The following is a 20,834-nucleotide window of genomic DNA, read 5'->3' on the forward strand; positions in this document are numbered from 1 at the left end:
AGCCTGTGCACCGAGTCCGGCGAGGAGAGAACGATGAAAATTGACCTGAACAGTGATCTTGGCGAGAGCCTGGGCGGATGGCGCATGGGCGACGACGCCGCCATGCTCGACATCGTCAGCAGCGCCAACGTGGCCTGCGGATTCCATGCCGGCGACCCGGCAGGCATCCTGGAGACGCTCAAGGCCGCCCGCGAGCGCGGTGCCATGGTGGGCGCCCATGTGTCCTATCCCGACCTCGTCGGCTTCGGCCGGCGCAACATGGATGTGGCCAGCGCCGACCTGGTGGCCGGCGTCATCTACCAGATCGGTGCGCTGCAGGGCCTGGCCCGCGTGGCCGGCACCGAGGTGCGCTACGTCAAGCCGCACGGCGCGCTCTACAACACCATTGCCCACGACAGGCGCCAGGCCGCGGACGTGATCACGGCCATGCGCGCCATCGACCCCAGCCTGGTGCTGGTGGCGCTGGCGGGCTCGCCGCTGATCGACTGGGCGCGCGATGCGGGCCTGACCGTGGTGGCCGAGGCCTTTGCCGACCGCGGCTACACGCCCGAGGGCACCCTGGTCTCGCGCCGCGATCCGGGCGCCGTGCTGCACGATGTGGACCAGATCGCCGCGCGCATGCTGTCCCTGGTGCGCGACGGCGTGGTCGAGGCCGTCGATGGCAGCCTGGTGCGCATTGCCGCCGACTCCATCTGCGTGCACGGCGACAGCCCCGGTGCCGTGGCCATTGCACGCCACCTGCGCGAACGTTTCGAGCAGGAGGGCGTGCGCATTTCCTCCTTCGTGGGCTGAGGGCAAACCATGCGTTTTCTACCCGTCAACCGGCAGGCCCTGATGGTGGAGCTGGCCGATCTCGATGAAACCCTGGCCCTGCTGGGCTCGCTGCAGCGCGAGCCCATCGATGGCGTGCAGGAGCTGGTGCCGGCCGCGCGCACCGTGCTCGTGCAGTTCACGCCCGCCAGGCTGGGCGTGGCCGAGCTGGTGCGCCGCATTGCCGCGCGCGACCTGGGCCAGCGGGCCGAGCGCAGCAATGTGCTGGTCGAGATTCCCGTGCACTACGACGGCGAGGACCTGGCCGACGTGGCGCAGCTGCTGGGCATCACGCCCGAGGAAGTCGTGCGCCGCCACACGGGCAGCGAGTACGCCGTGGCCTTCACGGGCTTCGCGCCCGGCTTTGCCTACCTCAGCGGGGGCGATCCGATCTTCAACGTGCCGCGCCGCACCACGCCGCGCACGCGCGTGCCGGCCGGCTCGGTGGCGCTGGGCGGCACGTTCAGCGCCGTCTATCCCCAGGCCAGCCCGGGCGGCTGGCAACTGATAGGCCGCACCTCGGCCCGCATGTGGGACCTGGCGCGCGAACTGCCTGCGCTGCTGCAGCCCGGCTACCGCGTGCGCTTTGTCGATGCGGCCGGCATGGCCCAGGTGGATGACGCGCCCGCGCCCGCCGTGGCGCAGGCCGCGCCGCATGAAGGCAACGCGCTGCGCGTCAAGGCCACGGGCCTGATGACGCTGTTCCAGGACCGGGGCCGCCTGGGCCAGGCCGGGCAGGGCGTCTCGGCCTCGGGCGCCATGGACCAGGCAGCCTTCAAGGCCGCCAACCGCCTGGTCGGCAATGCCAGCGACCTGGCCGTGCTGGAGACCGTGGGCGGTGGCCTGTCGCTGCAAAGCCAGGGCGAGACCGTGGTCGCCATCACGGGCGCCGATGCGCCCCTGACCGTGACCACCGGGTCCGGCCAGCGCTGGAGCGTGCCGCGCTACCAGGCCGTGGCCCTGGCCGATGGCGACCAGTTGACCGTGGGCCAGCCCGTGGCCGGCGCGCGCTGCTATGTGGCGGTGCGCGGCGGCTTTGCCGTCACGCCCGTGCTGGGCAGCGCCTGCACCGACACCCTGGCGAATGTCGGCCCAGCCGCCCTGGCCGTGGGCCAGGTCCTGCCCGTTCGGCCTGCGGACCGCAAGGCCGTGGCCGCACCCGAGCTGCCGCCCGAATCCCTGCCCACCACCGGGCAGGACGTGGTGCTGGACGTGGAGCTGGGCCCGCGCACCGACTGGTTCACGCCCGAGGCCGTGGCCCTGCTGGCCGCGCAGCGCTGGCAGGTCACGCCGCAGTCCAACCGCGTGGGCCTGCGCGTGGCGGGCGAGCAGCCCCTGGCGCGCGCCGTGGCCGGCGAGCTGCCCAGCGAAGGCACGCCGCTGGGCGCCATCCAGGTGCCCCCCAGCGGCCAGCCCGTGCTGTTCCTGGCCGACCATCCGCTGACGGGCGGCTATCCCGTCATCGGCTGCGTGGCGCCGCACCACCTGGATCTGGCCGGCCAGATTCCCGTGGGCGCCTGGATCCGCTTCAACCCCATCCGCGCCTTCGAGGAATACACCCCCGGCGCGCAAGGCTCCAAGAACTGAACGCGGGGAGCGCCCGGTGGCGCCTGCCCGCAACTGAAAGAAGCTGATCATGAAAAAAGTCCTGATTGCCAACCGTGGCGAGATCGCCGTCCGCATCGCCCGCGCCTGCGCCGACTACGGCGTGAAATCCGTGGCCGTCTACGCCGATGCCGACATCGACGCCCTGCACGTGCGCATGGCCGACGAGGCCTATGGCCTGGACGGCGAGCGCCCGGCCGACACCTACCTGAACATCGCCAAGCTCATCGCCATCGCGCACAAGAGCGGCGCCGACGCCGTGCACCCCGGCTACGGCTTCCTGTCCGAAAGCGAAGCCTTTGCGCGCGCCGTGCTGGATGCGGGCCTGCGCTGGATCGGCCCCACGCCCGAGACCATCGCCAAGCTGGGCGACAAGGTCGAGGCGCGCAAGATCGCCCTGCAGGTCGGCGCTCCCCTGGTGGCCGGCACGCCGGACCCCGTCAAGGATGCCGGCGAAGTGCTGGCCTTTGCCCAGCAGCACGGCCTGCCCATCATCATCAAGGCCGCCTTCGGCGGCGGCGGGCGCGGCATGAAGATCGCGTGGCGCATGGACGAGGTGGAGGAACTCTTTCACTCGGCCGTGCGCGAGGCCGTCACCGCCTTCGGCCGCGGCGAATGCTTTGTCGAGCAATTCCTGGACCGCCCCCGCCACATCGAGGCCCAGGTGCTGGCCGACACCCATGGCAACGTGGTCGTGCTGGGCACGCGCGACTGCTCGCTGCAGCGGCGCAACCAGAAGCTGGTGGAAGAGGCCCCGGCGCCCTTCCTCAGCGACGAGCAGCGCGCCCGCATCCACAGCTCCGCACGCGACATCTGCGCGGCGGCCGGCTACGTCAGCGCGGGCACGGTGGAATTCCTGCTGAGCCAGACGGGTGCCATCTCCTTCCTCGAAGTCAACACGCGCCTGCAGGTCGAGCACCCCGTGACCGAGCAGACCACGGGCGTGGACCTGGTGATCGAGCAACTGCGCGTGGCCGATGGCCTGCCCCTGTCCATCACCGAAACCCCGGCGCCGCTGGGCCACTCCATCGAATTTCGCATCAACGCCGAAGACGTGGGCCGCGGCTTCCTGCCCACGCCCGGCCCCGTGGTGCGGTTCGACCCGCCCTCGGGCCCCGGCGTGCGCCTGGACACGGGCGTGCAGACCGGCTCGGTCGTGCCCGGCAGCTTCGACTCGCTGATGGCCAAGCTCATCGTCAGCGGCGCCACGCGTGAACAGGCCCTGGCCCGCGCCCGCCGCGCCCTGGCCGAGTTCCGCATCGAAGGCCTGTCCTCCGTCCTGCCCTTCCACCGCGCCGTCATCGGCCATGCCGACTTCGTGGGCAACGACGGCTTCAAGGTCCACACGCGCTGGATCGAATCCGACTTCGCCGAACCCCTGGCCGCCGCCGTGCGCGCCGAGCCGCTGCCCGACGCCAGCCTGGTGCGCTGCGCTGTCGAGATCGACGGGCGACGGGTGTCGCTGGGCCTGCCTGCGGTGCTGCTGCAGGGGCTGGCATCGGCTGGCGGCGGTGTGGCTGCCGCGCCGGCTGCCGAATCTGCCGTGGACCCTGCTGCCGTCACCTCACCCATTGCAGGCAATCTGCATGCGTGGAAGGTGGCCGATGGCGACACCGTTCAGGAGGGCGATGTGATTGCCGTCATGGAGGCGATGAAGATGGAGATGCAGGTGACTGCGCACCGCAGTGGGGTGGTGGCTTTGGTGGCTGAGGCGGGGAAGGCGCAGGTGCTGGGGGCTGTGATTGCTCGGATTGGGTGATTTCTGGTTGACCTGTTTTTGATTTTGTTGCGCCTCTGGCGGCAGGAGCCGGGTTTCGGCCCGGCGGCCGACCTACTTTCTTATCGCGCGATAAGAAAGTAGGCAAAGAAGCGCGCCCCAAACTGCCCACGACCCCTTCGCTTCGCTACGGGGCGACCTGCGTTGGGCGGGATGCGGGGTGTGCCGCAGAACTCGCTTTGCGCTTCGCGCGCCGCTCAAACAACTGCGGCAAGTCAGATGACGAAGCAAGCCTGTCCTTCGGCAGGCTTGCCACCCCGCATCCCGCCCAACGCAGGCGTGGGCAGAAGGGGGGGGCTGGGGTAGCCAACAGCCAACAGCAAAATGCCAAAGGCCAGAAATGCAAACAGCCGACGCGCCACCGCTGCGCTCGGCTGTTTTCTTATAGAGGCCGAGCGAAGCGACGGCCCGGGCAAACTCCCCGTATGTCAGCGCCTGCGGCGTGGTGGTTGCGGGGTTGCAGTCCTGCCGAAGGACAGGACTGCTTCGTGATCTGACTCGCTGCGGTTGTCTGAGCGGAGTTCACGCAGTGAACGCAGCGAGTTCCGCAGCGAACCCCGCAACCGCCACGACGCAGGTTGCCCCGCAGCGAAGCGAAGGGGTCGCGGACATCCGGGTCGCCTTTGCTTTGCCCACTTTCCTTTGGCGAAACAAAGGAAAGTAGGTCGGCCGCCGGGCCGAGACCCGGCCTCGAAAAACAACCCCCCGGCAGGGATCAGAACAGATCCCTGAACCCATCAGGAAGACTCAGCGCCCACCCTGAAAACTACGCGTGCTGTACAGATCCATCGGCAGCCGCGACAGCAGCGGCAGACCAGACACCGCATCCACCGGCTGCCTCTCGATGTAGTTGAAGAACACATCGGAATCGAGCACGCCAATGTCCAGACGGCGCGCATCAGGCACGGCCGCCAGCGTCTTGTAGCCATCGCCACCCGTGGCATTGAAGCTCAGCACGAACAGCTTGTACGTGCGCGCCGTATCCAGCGGCTTCCACGTCTTGCTCGCGTTGTCATACACCTCGATGCCCGATACGCGCTGGCCGGCCGCCGCTGCCGCATTCACGTCAAAGCGCAGGCCGCCCGTGTAGGGGTAGGGGCCGGTCGTGCCGCTGGGGCCGTACACGGCCTGCAGGCCGTCCTCGAGCATGCCCTTGACTTCCGTGCCGGTGATGTCCAGGCGGAACAGCTTGTTGCCGAAGGGCAGGACCTGGATGACCTGGGCGGCCGTGGTCTGGCCCAGCAGCGGGATGCGCACGCCGCCGCCGCTTTGCAGGGTGATGTCGGCGCCGCCGTAGTGGCGGTTGGCTTCTTCCAGGTAGGCCTGGGCCACGAGCTGCTGGATGTCGCCGCCGCGCACGCTCACGCTGCCTTCGGCATTGCAGGCGGCGCTGGACTGGCTGTAGTTCATGGTACCGACGCCGCCGGGCACGCGGCGCGAGCACAGTTCCTGGGGCACGGTGGCGACCTGCTTGAGGTTGAACTGGGCGACCTTGTCCTTGAAGGGCTGCAGCGCGGCGGTTGCCTTGGCCGAGGGCGTGGTCACGCGCAGCACGCCGGTGGCGGCGGCGCTGGCCTTGAGGGCGGTCTTTTGCGCATCGGTGGCGGCCTTGCCGGCGATGGTGAAGCTGTCGCCGATCAGCACATGGGGCGTGCCCGTGCACTGGGTGACGCGGCCGTCGGCGTCGAACTGGACCTTGAGGTCGCCGACGACCTGGGCGTACTCCCAGGCCTGGACCACGCAGACGGGGCTGCCGTCCTTGTCGGTCAGGCGCGTGGGGTAGGCGCCGCCCGGTGTGCCCACGCCCGTGGTGTTGAGCACGTCGGGGCCGAGCAGGGTGTGCGAGTCGCCGCCCACGACCACGTCCACGCCGCTGAGCTTGGGCACGATCTGGCGGTCGTACTCATAGCCCACATGGCTCATGACGATGATCTTGTTGATGCCCTTGGCGCGCAGCGCGTCGATTTCGCGCTGGGCCGCCGTGGCCTCGTCCTCGAAGGTGGTGTCGGCATCGGGGCTGGACGATGCCTTGGTCTTGCCCGCAATGGTCAGGCCGACGATGCCGATCTTCTGGCCGCCGCGCTCCACCACGGTGGAGGGGTTCACATAGCCGGGCGCCTTGGCCGCGTTCAGGGCCGAGTTGGCGCCAAAGCGCACGTTGGCGCTGAGCACGGGCGTCTTGCAGGTGCCGGCGCGCAGGCGGTCCAGGAAGGACTTGAGGCCGCTGTCGCCCTTGTCGAACTCGTGGTTGCCCAGCGTGAAGGCGTCAAAGCAGACGGTGTTCATGAGGGCGGCATCGGCCTCGCCGTCGGCGCCTGCACGGTTGAAGTACAGCGTGCCGGTGAGCGCGTCGCCGGCGTGCAGCTTGAGCACGTTGGGCGACTGCGCTGCCAGCTCCTCGATGGCCTGGGTCACGCGCGCAAAGCCTGCGGCGTCCACGGCCACGGCTTCGGCCTTGCCCGTGCCGGCGTCCAGCTGCAGGGTCTTGCTCTTGGACTCCAGCGTGGAGTGGTGATCGTTGATGTGCAGAATGCGCAGCTCCAGCGGCTGGCCTGCGGGCGTGTCGTTGCCGGAGCCGCCGCAACCGGCGATCAGGGCGGAGGCAGCCAGGGCCACGGCCAGCGGGCGCAGGGCGGGGCGATGGGAGGTCAAGGACATGAACGGGTTCTCTCTGTATCGGTTTGTCACGGCCGCCGATGCTGGGCAAGGCTGATGACACGGCGATGAAATCGCCTTGCAGGGGGCTTGACCTTGACATGGTGGCAATCTCTAAAGTGCCTGCATGCGAGAACAAAGGAGTCAGGCAATGAATGCATCGACCAAGGCCGGCATGGCCATAGACCTGCCCGTTCAGGGCATGACCTGCGCCTCCTGCGTGGGGCGTGTGGAACGCGCGCTCAAGAAGCTGCCGGGCGTGCAGGAGGCCGTGGTCAACCTGGCCACCGAAAAGGCCAGCATCCGCTTCGAGGGCGCGGCCGATCTGCCGGCCGCCATTTCCGCCATCGAGAAGGCCGGCTACGAAGTGCCCCAGTCCAGCGTGGAACTGGAGGTGGAGGGCATGACCTGCGCCTCCTGCGTGGGCCGCGTGGAGCGGGCGCTGAAAAAGGTGGAGGGCGTGCAATCGGCCAGCGTGAACCTGGCCACCGAGCGCGCGCTGGTGACGCTGGCGGGCAGCGTGGACATGGCGGCCCTGGTGGCTGCGGTACAGAAGGCAGGCTACGAAGCGCGGCCGCTGGGCGCCAGCGCGAACCCGGCCAGTGAAGGCGGCGCTGCGCAGTCGCCGGCCGAAGACGGCACGGAGCAGCGCCAGGCGCGCGAGCGGGCCTCGCTCAAGCGCTCGCTGGTCGTGGCCACGGTGTTTGCGCTGCCGGTGTTCGTGCTGGAGATGGGCGGCCACATGGTGCCGGCCTTCCACCACTGGGTGGGGCAGGCCATCGGCACCCAGAACAGCTGGTACCTGCAGTGCCTGCTGTCGGCCATTGTGCTGTTCGGGCCGGGCCTGCGCTTCTTCCAGAAAGGCATTCCCGCGCTGCTGCGCGGCGCGCCCGACATGAATTCGCTGGTGGCCGTGGGCACCTCGGCGGCGTTTGCCTATTCGCTGGTGGCCACCTTCGTGCCGCAGTGGCTGCCGGCCGGCACGGTGAATGTGTATTACGAGGCGGCGGCCGTGATCGTGGCGCTGATCCTGCTGGGCCGCTTCATGGAGGCGCGCGCCAAGGGCAATACCTCCGAAGCCATCCGCCGCCTGGTGCGACTGCAGGCCAAGACGGCGCGCGTGCGCAAGGATGGCGCCGTGCAGGAAGTGGACATCGCCGCCGTGCGTGCGGGCGACACCATCGAGGTGCGGCCCGGCGAGCGCATTCCCGTCGATGGCGAGGTCATCGAGGGCAGCAGCTTCGTCGATGAATCCATGATCAGCGGCGAGCCCGTGCCGGTCGAGAAAACCCCGGGTGCCGAACTGGTCGGCGGCACGGTGAACCAGAACGGCGCTCTGGCATTTCGCGCCACCAAGGTGGGCGCGGACACGCTGCTGGCGCAGATCATCCGCATGGTCGAGCAGGCCCAGGGCTCCAAGCTGCCCATACAGGCGCTGGTGGACCAGGTCACCATGTGGTTCGTGCCGGCCGTGATGGCCGTGGCCCTGCTGACCTTCGGCGCCTGGCTGGCCTGGGGGCCGTCGCCCGCACTGAGCTTTGCGCTGGTCAATGCCGTGGCCGTGCTCATCATCGCCTGCCCCTGTGCCATGGGCCTGGCCACGCCCACCTCCATCATGGTGGGCACGGGCCGGGCCGCGCAGATGGGCGTGCTGCTGCGCAAGGGCGAGGCCCTGCAGACCCTCAAGGACGCCCGCGTGGTGGCCGTGGACAAGACCGGCACGCTGACGCGCGGCCGCCCCGAACTGACCGACCTGGTGCTGGCCCCGGGCTTCGAGGGCGAGCGCAGCCGCGTGCTGGCGCTGGTGGCGGCCGTGGAAGACCGCTCCGAGCACCCGATTGCACGCGCCATCGTGGATGCTGCCAAGGCCGAGGATCTGCCGCTGGGTGCTGTTGATCGCTTTGAATCGGTGACAGGCTTTGGCGTGCGCGCCCAGGTGGACGGCGTGCGCGTGGAGATCGGTGCCGACCGCTTCATGCGCGAATTGGGCCTGCAGGTGGACACGCTGGCAGACGAGGCCGCGCGCCTGGGCGACGAAGGCAAGACGCCGCTGTATGCCGCCGTGGACGGACGCCTGGCCGCCATGATCGCCGTGGCCGATCCCATCAAGGACAGCACGCCGGCCGCCATTGCCGCCCTGCACGCCCTGGGCCTGAAGGTGGCCATGATCACCGGCGACAACCGCCGCACGGCCGAGGCCATCGCCCGCCAGCTGGGCATTGACGAGGTGGTGGCCGAGGTGCTGCCCGGCGGCAAGGTCGATGCCGTCAAGCGCCTGAAGGCCGAGCACGGCACGCTGGCCTATGTGGGCGACGGCATCAACGACGCGCCGGCCCTGGCCGAGGCCGATGTGGGCCTGGCCATCGGCACGGGCACGGACATCGCCATCGAGGCGGCCGACGTGGTGCTGATGTCGGGCGACCTGGGCGGCGTACCCAATGCGATTGCGCTGTCCAAGGCCACCATGGCCAACATCCGGCAGAACCTGTTCTGGGCCTTTGCCTACAACGTGGCCCTGATCCCCGTGGCCGCTGGCCTGCTGTACCCCGTCAACGGCACGCTGCTGTCGCCCGTGTTCGCGGCCGGGGCCATGGCGCTGTCCAGCGTCTTCGTGCTCAGCAACGCGCTGCGTCTGCGGCGTTTCAATCCGCCGCTGGCGGCAGGGCGCTGAACGACGAAGGGCGTCAGCCGGGCAGCTTGGGGACGTCTATGAAGTCGTCCAGGCTCAGGCCCTTTTCTTTCAGCAGGGCCTCGAGCACGGGCTGCAGGCGGCCCAGGCTTTGCTGCACGGTCTCGCGCACCGTGTCCACCACGACCTGGGTGCTGCGGTCGATCTCCACATTGAGCAGGTCGCCCACGCCCTTGGACTCGAACACGGTCATGCGGCGCGTCTCGGGGATCAGCCAGACCTCGAACCAGCCGGCCTGGCGGTCCACCTCGGACACCGTGAGGCTGGCGCCGTTGATGGCGATGTAGCCCTTGGCGAACACATAGTGGCGAAAGCCCTCGGGAATGCCGAAGCGGATGCGGTGGTTGGTGTCGCTGGAGGCCACTTCCAGCACGGGCGAGGTGAAATCCACATGGCCCGACAGCGGATGGCCGCCGATCTCGGCGCCGTCCTTTGCCGCGCGCTCCACATTGACGCGCCCGCCCACGACATAGCCGCCCAGCGTGGTGATGTTCAGGCTTTGCAGCATCACATCGAACGTGGCGCGCGTGGGCGAGAGGATCTCGGTCACCGTCAGGCACACGCCGTCGGTGGAGACGCTGGCGCCGATGGCCAGGTCCTGGCAGAAGCCTTCGGGAAAGTCGAGGGTGAAGGTGCGCAGGCCGTTCTGGTCGCGCAGCGCGGCAATGCTTGCCACGGCCTGGATGATGCCGGTGAACACGATGTGGGATTCCTTGGAGCCGCCCGGGCGGCGGCGAAGCGGGTATTTTGCATCGCGGCGCTGCGCTGCGGGGGCGCAGGCCGGCGTGTCCCTGCGGGCATCAGGCCGGTGCCGCTGCCTCTTCCCACCAGCCGCTGAGCAGGGCTGGGGGCCGCTGCGCCGCATGCACCCAGGCACAGGACGGCCAGGCATCCTGCTGCACGTTCATGCCCGCATAGATGCCATAGCCGGGGCCGGCCGCGATCTCGCCTTCGGCATGCAGGGTCTCGCCCGCGCGGATGCTGCAGGCCGCACGGATGTCGCCCAGCGCACGCATGCCCCAGTCCACCTCGATATGGCTGCCGCCTTCCACGTCGGCGCCAGCGTACAGGCCATGGCCCAGCTCGATCAGGCCGCTGGCGCGGATGCTGCCGCCCGCGCGCAGGCCCTTGCCGCAGCGGATGGCGCCCTGCACCTCGATGTCCTGGCCGGCCTGTGCCCCTCCGCCCAGGCGCAGGTCGGCGCCGCAGCGCAGCTCCCAGCCGGCGCGCACGTCTTCGGCGCGCAGTTCCTCGTGCACGTCCACGCTCCAGGCGGCCTTGACCAGGCCGCCGGCCTGCAGCGGGCCGCTGCAAAAGATGGCGCCGCCGCTGTGCAGGTCCTGGCCGGCCTCGATGCGGCCGGCGTGGATGCCGGCGCCGGCCTGCAGCGTGCGGCCCACGGCCAGCAGGCCGGGTACGCGCAGCTCGCCATGCACGACGACGCTGCCCGAGAACACCAGGGCATCGGCCTCCAGGTGATCGACCTCCAGCACGGCGTCGGTGGGGCCGAACTGGTTCATGAGCCAGCGCGCGTCCTCGACGCGGCCATCGCCCACCAGGGCATCGAGCACGCGCTGGTAGTCGTTGCCGTCATGGCGGTTGCGCACGAACCAGCGAAAGCCCGCCGCGCAGGGGCTTTTGGCACGCAGAAAGTTTTGGGAGAGTTCCATGTCCATCATCGGCTCCGGGGTCAAGGCGGCTGCGCCATGCGGCGGCGCGGCCGAAAGGGCGTGCAGGCCAGGGAGGTGCGGGGCGTGGGCCGGCAGCTCCTGGCATGCGCTTCGCATGCGGGATTCGCTGCGGGGGCCGTGCGGGAAGCTGGGGTTGGACCTCAGGCTTTCCGCACGGCGGCGGAAAGCAGGGCCGTGAAGCCGCACAGGCTGATGAAGGCCGTGGGCACGCCGTGCACGCGCTGCGGCCGCTGCGCGCGCAAGGCGGTGCAGCGGGTCGGGGCGTGGCGGAAAAGGCGTGTATGGGCCATGGACAGGGGCAGGAGCAGCCGCGATTATGCCGCGAGGCCATTTGCGCACGGGGGCATGGGGCCGTGTACAGGACGGGGCTTCGTTGCTTTGGGTAACATCACGGACCCTGCGGGCGCCCGGTGGAGGACCATCGGCGCCCGGTTGCCCTGCTGCGCGGCGATCGGCCCGGCAGGGTCCTCTCGCCAAGAGAAGCCCATGAATTCCAAGACTCCCCCCTCGTTCCTGAGCCGCATCGCCATCGCGATCGGCAGTTTCTTCGCCATCCTCGGCAACGGCCGCCTGGCCGCCGATGTGTCCCGCCTGCGCGACGGCGAGCCGCTGGCCGCCGACGTGCCGCCGCCCGCACCCAAGGAGGTGCGCGTGGAGGTGCCCGTGGACCGGATCGTCGAGGTCCGTGTCGAGGTGCCTGTCGAGAAGGTGGTCGAGAAAGTGGTTGAAAAGCGTGTCGAGGTGCCGGTCGAGAAGATCGTCGAAAAGACCATCGTGGAGCCGGCCGCACCCGCTGGCACCGCCGCCCTGCAGCTGCTGGGCCTGCTGCAGCGCGAGGCGCGCTTCGTGGACTTCGTGCAGGAAGACGTGGCCGGCTATGCCGACGCCGAGATCGGCGCCGCAGCACGCGTGGTGCACGAGGGCTGCCGCAAGGTGCTGCGCGAGCATTTCAGCATCGCCCCCGTGCGTGCCGAAGCCGAAGGCAGCCGCGTCACGCTGGCAGCAGGCTTTGATGCCGCCGCCGTGCGCCTGACGGGCAACGTGGTCGGCCAGGCACCCTTCACGGGCACGCTGGGCCACCGCGGCTGGCGCGTGGACGATGTGCGCCTGCCCCAGCTCACCGATCACAAGGCCGCCGCCATCGTGGCCCAGGCCGAGGTGGAGCTGTGAGCATGGACCAGTCCCGTCAATCCTCCCAGGCCCGTTTCAGCATCGGCATCGACCTGGGCACCACGCATTGCGCGCTCTCCTATGTGGACCGCCAGGCCAGCGATGGCGAGAAGGTGGAGCAGGGCGTGCTGGACATTCCCCAGCTCACCGGCCCCTCCAGCGTGGAGGCGCGCCCGCTGCTGCCGTCCTTCCTTTACCTGCCGCATGAAAGCGAGCTGACTGCGGCCGACATGGTCCTGCCCTGGGGCGCCAGCCAGGACTTCGTGGTGGGCGAGTTCGCGCGATCGCGCGGCGCGGCCACGCCGATCCGGCTGGTCTCCAGCGCCAAGAGCTGGCTGTGCCATCCGGGCGTGGACCGCCGCTCGCCCCTGCTGCCGGCCGATGCGCCCGAGGAGGTGCACCGCGTCTCGCCGCTGACCGCCTCCATCCGCTACCTGTCGCACCTGCGCTGGGCCTGGGAGCAGGCCCATCCCGAGGCGCCGTTCGACGCCCAGGACGTGACGGTGACCATTCCCGCCTCGTTCGACCCGGCCGCGCGCGAGCTGACGGCCGAGGCTTGCCGCGCGGCGGGCTTCCAGAAGCTCACGCTGCTGGAGGAACCCCAGGCTGCGCTGTACAGCTGGATCCAGGCCAGCGGCGGCCAGTGGCGCAAGCAGGTGCAAAGCGGCGAGATCATCCTCGTCGTGGACGTGGGCGGCGGCACCACCGACCTGTCGCTGATCGCCGTGCTGGAAAAGGACGGCGGCCTGGAGCTGCAGCGCGTGGCCGTGGGCGAGCACATCCTGCTGGGCGGCGACAACATGGACCTGGCCCTGGCCTACGGCGTGGCGCGCAAGCTGGCCCAGGAGGGCAAGCAGCTCGACGCCTGGCAGACCCGCGCCCTGGCCCATGGCTGCCGCCAGGCCAAGGAGCAGTTGCTGGCCGACGCCACGCTGCAGTCCGTGCCCGTGGTCGTGCCCAGCCGGGGCAGCAAGCTCATCGGCGGCAGCATCCGCACCGAGGTCACGCGTGACGAAGTGCTGCAGATGCTGGTGGAAGGCTTCTTCCCGCGCGCAGCCGTCTCCGACAAGCCCCAGACCCGCGCGCGCGCCGCGCTGACCCAGCTGGGCCTGCCGTATGCGCAGGATGCGGCCGTCACGCGCCATCTGGCGGCCTTCCTCTCGCGCCAGGCCGGCGCCACCGAGCAGATCGAAGGCCTCAAGGGCACGCAGCCCGAGGGTGCGTCCTTCCTGCATCCCTCGGCCATCTTGTTCAACGGCGGCGTGCTCAAGGCGCCGCAGATCGAGCAGCGCATCCTGGAAGTCGTCAACGGCTGGCTGGCCGGCGAGGGCGCGCAACCCGCGCGCCTGCTGGATGGCGCCAACCTGGACCTGGCCGTGGCGCGCGGCGCCGCCTACTTCGGCCATGTGGCGGCTGCGGGCCGTGGCGTGCGCATCCGTGGCGGCACGGCGCAGAGCTATTACGTGGGCGTGGAAAGCAACATGCCCGCCATCCCCGGCATGGAGCCGCCCATATCTGCCCTGTGCCTGGCGCCCTTCGGCATGGAAGAGGGCACCGAGGTGGCGCTGGACACCCAGGAATTCGGCCTGGTCGTGGGCGAGCCCGTGCGACTGCGCTTTTTCGGCTCCTCCGTGCGCCGCGCCGACCAGGTCGGCACCGTGCTGGACTTCTGGGGCCCAGAGGAACTGGTCGAGCTGCAGGAGATCGAGGCCCACCTGCCCGCCGAAGGCCGTGCGCCCGGCGAGATCGTGCCCGTCACCCTGCATGCACGCGTGACCGACATCGGCACGCTGGAGCTCAACGCCGTGCCCGTGGGTGGCGAAGAACGCTGGAAGGTGGAGTTCGACGTGCGGGCCGATGTAGCGTAGCCCGCCCCGGCGGCAGGCCCGGTCCGGGCCGCGCACCGTGCCCTGTATGACTGCCGATATGCCTGATACTGCCGCCCCCGCCTCCGCCGCCCCCTTCGCTCCCGACGCCGCCCACATCGTGGGCATTGACCTTGGCACCAGCCACACCGTGGTGGCGCATGTGCCCGTAGGCGGCACGGCGGCCGACATCGCCTTGCTGCCTGTGGCGCAGCGCGTTTCGGCTGGCGAGGTGGCGGCCCAGGTGCTGCTGCCCTCGGCGCGCTACCAGGCGGCGCCCGGCGAACTGGGCGATGCCTGGCAGCAGCCCTGGGTGGCACTGGGCGCCGATGCGCAAGCGCCCGCCGTCAATGGCCGCTGGGCGCGTGACCTGGGCGCGGCCGTGCCGTCGCGCCTGGTGGCCAGCGCCAAGAGCTGGCTCTCGCACGCGGGCGTGGACCGCACGGCGGCCATCCTGCCCTGGGGCGCGCCCGAAGAGGTGGCCCGGCTGTCGCCGCTGCAGGCCTCGGCCAGCTACCTGGACCATGTCCGGCAGGCCTGGGACCGTACGCACCCCGGCGCGCCGCTGCGGGACCAGCTGGTCGTGCTGACCGTGCCGGCCTCGTTCGACGAAGGCGCGCGCGCACTCACGCTGGAGGCCGCGCAGCTGGCCGGCCTGCCTGCGGTGCAATTGCTGGAGGAACCCAAGGCTGCCTTCCACGACTGGCTGGTGCTGCAGGGCGAGCACTTGGCGGCCGAGCTGGCGCATTGCCGCCTGGTGCTGGTGGTGGATGTGGGCGGCGGCACCACCGACCTGACCCTGATCCGCGTGCAGCCCGCTGAAGCTGGAGGCCTGCCCGTGCTGACACGCACGGCCGTGGGCGAGCACCTGATGCTGGGCGGCGACAACATGGACCTGGCGCTGGCCCATCGGCTGGAGCCGCAGTTCGCCCCGCCCGGCGAGCGCCTGCCCGCCGCACGCTTCGCCCAACTGGTGCAGCGCTGCCGCATGGCCAAGGAACAGTTGCTGGCCGACGATGCGCCCGAGTCCGTTGCCGTGACCCTGCTGGGCGGCGGATCGAAGCTGCTGGCGCAGACGCGCACGGCCACGCTGCGCCGCGACGAGGTGCGCGAGGCCGTGGTCGAAGGCTTCATGCCGCTGGCCGGCCTGCAGGATCTGCCCACCCGGCGCCAGGGCGCTTTGCGCGGCCTGGGCCTCCCATATCCTGCCGATGCGGCGATCACGCGGCACCTGGCGCAGTTCCTCGCGCAGCACGCGGCTGGGGAGTTGCCCGATGCCGTCCTGCTCAATGGCGGCGTCTTCCACGCCCATGCGCTGGCCCAGCGGCTGGTGGCGCAACTGCAGGCCTGGCGCGGCCAGCCGCTGCGCCTGCTGCACAACCCGCATCCCGACTGGGCCGTGGCACGCGGCGCAGTGGCGCATGGCCTGGCCATGCATGTCCAGAGCCGTCCGTCTGAGGATCTGCCGGAATCGGAAGATGCCCGGACGGTGCCCGCCCCGGTACCGCGCATCGGCGGCGGCTCGCCGCGCAGCTACTGGCTGGTCCTGCCCGAGAAGGCGGGTGCCGCACCACAGGGCATCTGCCTGCTGCCGCGCGGCACGGAAGAGGGCGTGCGCATCGTGCTCTCCGGCCGGCGCTTTGCGCTGCGCCTGGGCCAGGCCGTGCGCTTTTCCCTGGTGGCCAACAGCCTGGCGGCGGCGCCTGCGCAGGCCGGCCGCATCGCGGCGCTCGACGGCGAGGGCTGGGTCGAGCTGCCCGCCCTGTCCACCGTGCTGCCTGCGCCCGAAGGCCGTGACAAGGCCCAGGTCGAGGTGCAACTGCAGGCCTGCATGACCGAGGTCGGCACGCTGGAGGTGCGCTGCGTGGCCGCCGACGATGCGCAGCGCCAGTGGCTGCTGCCGTTCAGTGTGCGCGGTGCGCTGGCCGCAGATGCGCAGGACAGCGGCGATCGTTCTGCCCGGCAGGGCCGGCTGGCCGACGCCGTGGCCCTGATCGAGCGCATCTTCGGCAGCCAGGCGCAGGAGGTGACGGCCAAGGAGGTCCGCCAGTTGCGCCAGTCGCTGGAGCGACGGCTGGGCCCGCGCGAGGACTGGGACCTGCCGCTGCTGCGCGCACTGTTCGACGCCCTGCTGGCCCGCGCCAGGCGCCGCCGCCGCACGGCCGAGCACGAGCGCGTCTGGCTGAACCTGGCAGGCTGGTGCCTGCGCCCCGGCGTGGGCGCCGAGCTGGACGGCTGGCGCATGCAGCAGGTCTGGCAACTGCATGACCAGGGCCTGGGCCATGGCGGCGAGGCGGCCAACCGCACCGAATGGTGGGTCTTCTGGCGCCGCGTGGCCGCGGGCCTGGACGAGGCCCGGCAGATGGAGCTGCTGGAAGAGGTTGCCGGCCACATGCAAAAGGCCGTGCAGCAGTCCACGCAGCGCAGCCAGGGCAAGTCCGCCCATGGCAGCTACGACGACATGCTGCGCCTGTTCGCCGCCATGGAGGCCGTGCCCTGGCAGTACCGCCAGGAAATGGGCCAGTGGATGCTGCAGCGGCTGAAGCACCCTGGTGAATCCGTGCAGACCTGGTGGGCCATAGGCCGCCTGGCCGCGCGCATGCCGCTGGCCGCCAACGCCCACCGCGTCATGCCGCCCGAGGCTGCGCAGGAGTTCCTGGACGCCACCCTGGCCCAGGACTGGCGCCGCAATGAAACCGCCATGTTCGCCGCCGTGCAGATGGCCCGCATGACGGGCGACCGTGCGCTGGACCTGTCCGATGCCCAGCGCTCCCTGGTGCTGGAGCGGTTGCGCGGCGCCGGTGCACCGCAGCGCTGGATCGACCTGGTGGAACAGGTCCAGCGGATGGACGCCCAGGATGCGAAGCGCAGCTTTGGGGATAGTCTGCCGCCGGGGCTGGTGCTGGTGGGGTGAGGGCTGTTGTCCCAAGAAGAAGGCCCCGCAGTGCGGGGCCTTCTTCTTGGGGACGCACTGCGGTGCAGTGCTGGGCTTATTGCGATGGCCAGACGTAATAGGCGATGCCTTCGTTGCGGAAGCGGGCAAAGGTGGCGATCACATAGTCGCGTTCGCTGGCGTTGGCTGTATAGAAGTGGGCTCCGGAGTCCAGGTTGTAGAACTGGTAGACGGGCACGCTGCCTGCGACGGCATTCTTTTGTGCGTACCAGGTCGGGCCTTCGTAGATGAAACGGGCAAAGGTCTGGTGGACGTAGTCGCGAACGCTTTCACTGATGGTGTAGTAGTGCGCTCCCGAATCCTGGTTGTAGAAGCGAAAGACGGGGCTCAGGTCTTGCTGGGGCTGGGCAGAGGCATAGAAAGCCACGTTCTCGTATTGAAACTCCGGGAGCTTGGCGATCACGTAATCGCGCTCGGCAACGCTGCCTGTGTAGAAGTGGGCGCCCGTATGCGCGTTGTAGAAGCGGTATACAGGGCTGCGCGCCGTGGTCGCACTGGCTGCCAGCCATTTCTGGAGGGCGGGGTACAGCAGGTCGAAGCGCCCGTAGATCGAGGTGCCGCCAGATGCAGAGCAGGTTTGGTCGTCACCCCCATAGAGCGTGCCTGCCAGCCGACCCTGCAGGAACAGGCCCGAGCCACTGCTGCCCGGCTGCGTCAGCCCCTGGTTCCAGGTCACAAGGTTGAAGCCGCCGTTGCCCTTGCTGTCGTTGGAGCAAAGCATCGTGCCTTCACTCGACGGCTCGCATGCGACCGAGCCATAGACCGTGCCGAAGCTGATCTTTTGCAGGTCGCCACGGGGATGGTGTATGCCCACGACGCTGGCACCGCTCGTCAGCGTCTGCGTGGTCCAGCCGGAGAAGACTGCGCCAGCGGGAGGCGTGTCGTTGAGGCGCATCAGGGCACCGTCATAGGTTGCCGTTGCGTAGAGCAAGGTTGCGCCGTTGCGCAGAACCTTGTTCCCGGATGACAGCGTGCGGCTGTTGCACGAGGGCGTGCGATAGAACCATGAGGTTTCCAGCGTGGAAGCCACGGTCTGGCTGCTGATGCAATGGTTGGCCGTGACGAAGTAGGGGGTGCCGGAGCTCGCCGTGTCGTTGAGCAGGGTGCCCGAGCAGACATAGCCCATCCCATCCTTGATGTAGAGCATGCGGGCCACGGCGTTGCGTTGCGAGCTGTATGCGTCGTAGCAGGTGGAATCCAGTTGGCAGGGCAGGGATTCGTTGAGCTGTGCCGAGAACTGCATCTCGCCTTCCAGCGGCAGCGAGAGGTTCTCATGCACATGCATCACACGCGGGATGGCGATGCGCAGCGTGTCGGCCGGGACGCCCGGGGGCAGTTCGATCTCCAGCGTCACTTCGTCGCCGCCCGTGTCGGGAGTCCACCAGGTGCGGCCGTCGGTGCCTGTGTCGCCCGCGTCCAGGTTGGCCTGCAGAACCTGCAGAATGCGCTGGCCGGCGATCTCGTAGGCGCCTGCGCGGTTTTGCTGCGCATAGACGCGCAGCAGCGCGTTGCCGGGCAACTGGTTCATTTCCACGCCCAGGCGTATGCCATAGGCGCCTTCCGAGCGCACGCTGACGGCCGCCACGCGTGCGCCGGAGGCGGTGGTGCTCCATTGCAGTTGCGATGCCAGTGCGTCCACCGTGGCCGTTTGTGCACTCAACCGCTGGGCGCCCACCTGCATTGCGCCGCCTGCCGGTGCCGATGCGGCGCGGTATTCCTTCCATGCGCCCAGCTCCACGCGCAGCGGCGTGACCTCGGTGGCTGCAGCCTGGCTGCGTGAAGCCAGGAACTCCCGAGGCGTATCCTGCGGCTGGACGCGCGAGTCCACGCTCATGCGAGGGATGAACTGAGGCACATCGGCGGCGCCCTCCTGCCCCCATGCCAGCCCCAGGCTGCCTGCCAGGGCGAGCGCCAGCGCGACGCTGCGCAAACCCCTGCGCGCAGTGGTGTCGAAAAGATCGGTCATGAGCTCCCTCTCAACGGATTGGTGGATATTGCGAAACCCGGGCATTTTAGGTGTTGTGTGCGTGACATCCCGGTGACGGCACCGCCGTCCGGCGCTTCCTAGAATGGTCGCTGCGCTGCAGCGGCAGCCGGGTGCGGACACTGCGAGGACCGTGCCTGCCCCACACATCTGCCCCCTGTCATCTACCAAGGATCTGATCCAGCATGAGCCATTCCTACTCCGACACCCAACTCCTGATCGACGGCCAATGGCAGGACGCCGCCAGCGGCAGGAAGATTCCCGTGCGCAACCCGGCCAGCGGCGAAGTCATCGGCCATGTGGCCCATGCCGACGTGGCCGACCTGGACCGTGCGCTGGCCGCAGCGCAACGCGGTTTCGAGGTCTGGCGCAATGTCTCGGCCCATGAGCGCGGCGCCGCCATGCGCCGTGCCGCCGCCCTGCTCAAGGAGCGCGCCGACGAGATCGCCGCGCTCCTGACGCAGGAGCAGGGCAAGCCCGTGGCCGAGGCCAAGGGCGAAATCCTGGCCGGCGTGGGCATCATCGAATGGTTTGCCGACGAGGCGCTGCGCGTGTACGGCCGCATCGTGCCCTCGCGCCGCCCCGAGGTGCAGCAGCTGGTGATCAAGGAGCCCGTGGGCCCCGTGGCCGCCTTCACGCCCTGGAACTTCCCCGTCAACCAGATCGTGCGCAAGATCGGCGCGGCGCTGGCCACGGGCTGCTCCTTCCTGTGCAAGGCGCCCGAGGAAACGCCGGCTGCGCCCGCAGCCCTGTTCAAGTGCTTTGTCGATGCCGGCGTGCCTGCCGGCGTGGTGGGCCTGGTGTTCGGTGATCCGGCCCAGATTTCCTCCTACCTGATCGCCCATCCCGTGATCCGCAAGGTCACGTTCACCGGCTCCACCGCAGTGGGCAAGCAGCTGGCGGCGCTGGCAGGCCAGCACATGAAGCGCTCGACCATGGAGCTGGGCGGCCACGCGCCGGTCATCGTGGCCGAGGATGCCGACGTGGCCCTGGCCGTGAAGGCCGCAGGCGCGTCCAAGTTCCGCAACGCGGGCCAGGTCTGCATCTCGCCCACGCGCTTTCTGGTGCACAACAGCGTGCGCGAGGAATTCACGCGCGCCATGGTCGCCCATGCCGAAGGCCTCAAGGTCGGCGATGGCCTGGTCCAGGGCACGCAGATGGGACCGCTGGCCAATCCGCGCCGCGTCACGGCCTTGTCCCATCTGATCGAGGATGCGCAAAAGCAGGGCGCCAAGCTGCTCACGGGCGGTGCCTCGCTGGGCGGCGCGGGCAACTTCTTCGCTCCCACGGTGCTGGGCGACGTGCCGTTGAGCGCCGAGATCTTCAACCAGGAGCCCTTCGGCCCCGTGGCCGCCATCCGCGGCTTTGACGATCTGGGCGAGGCCATTGCCGAGGCCAACCGCCTGTCCTACGGCCTGGCGGCCTATGCGTTCACGCGCTCCATCAAGACGGCACACCAGCTGGCCCAGCAGGTCGAGACCGGCATGCTGTGGATCAACCAGCCGGCCGTGGCCTCGGCCGAGATGCCGTTCGGCGGCGTCAAGGATTCGGGCTATGGCTCCGAGGGCGGCCCCGAGGCGCTGGAGGCCTATCTGGTCGCCAAGGCCGTGTCGATCGCGGCGGTGTAAGACAGGC

At 69.6% G+C, this 20,834-nt stretch carries 13 protein-coding genes; 8 read left to right on the forward strand and 5 right to left on the reverse strand.

Annotation, left to right across the window (positions count from 1 at the left end; translation table 11 throughout):
* The first annotated feature begins 33 nt into the window (after nt 1–33).
* Genes IB269_RS22565 through IB269_RS22575 form a run of 3 tightly spaced genes read left to right on the forward strand, consistent with a single transcriptional unit; the run spans nt 34 to nt 4,174 of the window.
* On the forward strand, nt 34–792 hold the full coding sequence (locus tag IB269_RS22565) for a LamB/YcsF family protein (RefSeq protein WP_013800621.1): 759 nt from the start codon (nt 34–36) through the stop codon (nt 790–792).
* A gap of 9 nt (nt 793–801) precedes the next feature.
* Nucleotides 802–2,397, forward strand: coding sequence for an urea amidolyase family protein (locus IB269_RS22570; protein ID WP_192368371.1), 1,596 nt, complete (start codon nt 802–804; stop codon nt 2,395–2,397).
* Nucleotides 2,398–2,446: 49 nt separating this feature from the next.
* On the forward strand, nt 2,447–4,174 hold the full coding sequence (locus tag IB269_RS22575; protein WP_013800623.1) for an acetyl/propionyl/methylcrotonyl-CoA carboxylase subunit alpha: 1,728 nt from the start codon (nt 2,447–2,449) through the stop codon (nt 4,172–4,174).
* A 765-nt stretch (nt 4,175–4,939) separates the two neighbouring features.
* Here the strand turns inward: IB269_RS22575 and IB269_RS22580 are convergent.
* On the reverse strand, nt 4,940–6,850 hold the full coding sequence (locus IB269_RS22580; RefSeq protein WP_192368372.1) for a bifunctional metallophosphatase/5'-nucleotidase: 1,911 nt from the start codon (nt 6,848–6,850) through the stop codon (nt 4,940–4,942).
* A gap of 148 nt (nt 6,851–6,998) precedes the next feature.
* On the opposite strand from IB269_RS22580, the gene IB269_RS22585 reads away from it, so the two are divergent.
* Complete coding sequence (locus IB269_RS22585) at nt 6,999–9,518, forward strand: heavy metal translocating P-type ATPase (RefSeq protein ID WP_192368373.1); 2,520 nt, start codon at nt 6,999–7,001, stop codon at nt 9,516–9,518.
* Nucleotides 9,519–9,531: 13 nt separating this feature from the next.
* On the opposite strand, the gene IB269_RS22590 is transcribed toward IB269_RS22585, so the two are convergent.
* The 3 genes from IB269_RS22590 to IB269_RS22600 all read right to left on the reverse strand — a co-directional run bounded on the left by IB269_RS22590 (nt 9,532) and on the right by IB269_RS22600 (nt 11,517).
* Nucleotides 9,532–10,236, reverse strand: a complete 705-nt coding sequence (locus tag IB269_RS22590; protein ID WP_192368374.1) for a riboflavin synthase subunit alpha — start codon at nt 10,234–10,236, stop codon at nt 9,532–9,534.
* A 100-nt stretch (nt 10,237–10,336) separates the two neighbouring features.
* Complete coding sequence (locus tag IB269_RS22595; RefSeq protein ID WP_026062924.1) at nt 10,337–11,212, reverse strand: hypothetical protein; 876 nt, start codon at nt 11,210–11,212, stop codon at nt 10,337–10,339.
* A 155-nt stretch (nt 11,213–11,367) separates the two neighbouring features.
* The gene (locus IB269_RS22600; protein WP_013800628.1) at nt 11,368–11,517 is read right to left on the reverse strand and encodes a hypothetical protein; all 150 of its coding nucleotides are present in this window, start codon (nt 11,515–11,517) and stop codon (nt 11,368–11,370) included.
* A 196-nt stretch (nt 11,518–11,713) separates the two neighbouring features.
* Here IB269_RS22600 and IB269_RS22605 point away from each other — a divergent pair, with 196 nt between their 5' ends.
* From IB269_RS22605 to IB269_RS22615, 3 genes are read left to right on the forward strand one after another with little or no spacing between them, the layout of a single operon-like run.
* A complete protein-coding gene (locus IB269_RS22605; protein ID WP_043782922.1) occupies nt 11,714–12,397 on the forward strand; it encodes a DUF2760 domain-containing protein in 684 nt (227 codons plus the stop codon).
* A 2-nt stretch (nt 12,398–12,399) separates the two neighbouring features.
* Nucleotides 12,400–14,265, forward strand: a complete 1,866-nt coding sequence (locus tag IB269_RS22610) for an Hsp70 family protein (protein ID WP_192368375.1) — start codon at nt 12,400–12,402, stop codon at nt 14,263–14,265.
* A 58-nt stretch (nt 14,266–14,323) separates the two neighbouring features.
* The gene (locus tag IB269_RS22615; RefSeq protein ID WP_192368376.1) at nt 14,324–17,176 is read left to right on the forward strand and encodes an Hsp70 family protein; all 2,853 of its coding nucleotides are present in this window, start codon (nt 14,324–14,326) and stop codon (nt 17,174–17,176) included.
* A gap of 76 nt (nt 17,177–17,252) precedes the next feature.
* Here IB269_RS22615 and IB269_RS22620 read toward each other — a convergent pair whose 3' ends face one another.
* Nucleotides 17,253–19,181: a trypsin-like peptidase domain-containing protein gene (locus tag IB269_RS22620; protein ID WP_192368377.1), complete on the reverse strand. Its 1,929-nt coding sequence runs from the start codon at nt 19,179–19,181 to the stop codon at nt 17,253–17,255.
* Between the two features lie 203 nt (nt 19,182–19,384).
* Between IB269_RS22620 and IB269_RS22625 the strand changes: the two genes are divergently transcribed.
* Entirely contained in the window at nt 19,385–20,827 is a 1,443-nt protein-coding gene (locus IB269_RS22625; protein ID WP_012207514.1) for an NAD-dependent succinate-semialdehyde dehydrogenase, read from the forward strand.
* Nucleotides 20,828–20,834: the final 7 nt, after the last annotated feature.

It is taken from the genome of Delftia sp. DLF01, from assembly GCF_014852125.1.
In the GTDB taxonomy this organism is placed as follows: Bacteria; Pseudomonadota; Gammaproteobacteria; order Burkholderiales; family Burkholderiaceae_C; genus Comamonas; species Comamonas acidovorans.

Bases quoted from the DNA above. Each gene is read 5' to 3' on its own strand.
- IB269_RS22570 (WP_192368371.1), top strand. From the start codon at position 802: ATGCGTTTTCTACCCGTCAACCGGCAGGCCCTGATGGTGGAGCTGGCC.
- IB269_RS22565 (WP_013800621.1), top strand. From the start codon at position 34: ATGAAAATTGACCTGAACAGTGATCTTGGCGAGAGCCTGGGCGGATGG.
- IB269_RS22595 (WP_026062924.1), bottom strand. From the start codon at position 11,212: ATGGACATGGAACTCTCCCAAAACTTTCTGCGTGCCAAAAGCCCCTGC.
- IB269_RS22620 (WP_192368377.1), bottom strand. From the start codon at position 19,181: ATGACCGATCTTTTCGACACCACTGCGCGCAGGGGTTTGCGCAGCGTC.
- IB269_RS22580 (WP_192368372.1), bottom strand. From the start codon at position 6,850: ATGTCCTTGACCTCCCATCGCCCCGCCCTGCGCCCGCTGGCCGTGGCC.
- IB269_RS22605 (WP_043782922.1), top strand. From the start codon at position 11,714: ATGAATTCCAAGACTCCCCCCTCGTTCCTGAGCCGCATCGCCATCGCG.
- IB269_RS22610 (WP_192368375.1), top strand. From the start codon at position 12,400: ATGGACCAGTCCCGTCAATCCTCCCAGGCCCGTTTCAGCATCGGCATC.
- IB269_RS22625 (WP_012207514.1), top strand. From the start codon at position 19,385: ATGAGCCATTCCTACTCCGACACCCAACTCCTGATCGACGGCCAATGG.
- IB269_RS22585 (WP_192368373.1), top strand. From the start codon at position 6,999: ATGAATGCATCGACCAAGGCCGGCATGGCCATAGACCTGCCCGTTCAG.
- IB269_RS22575 (WP_013800623.1), top strand. From the start codon at position 2,447: ATGAAAAAAGTCCTGATTGCCAACCGTGGCGAGATCGCCGTCCGCATC.
- IB269_RS22600 (WP_013800628.1), bottom strand. From the start codon at position 11,517: ATGGCCCATACACGCCTTTTCCGCCACGCCCCGACCCGCTGCACCGCC.
- IB269_RS22615 (WP_192368376.1), top strand. From the start codon at position 14,324: ATGCCTGATACTGCCGCCCCCGCCTCCGCCGCCCCCTTCGCTCCCGAC.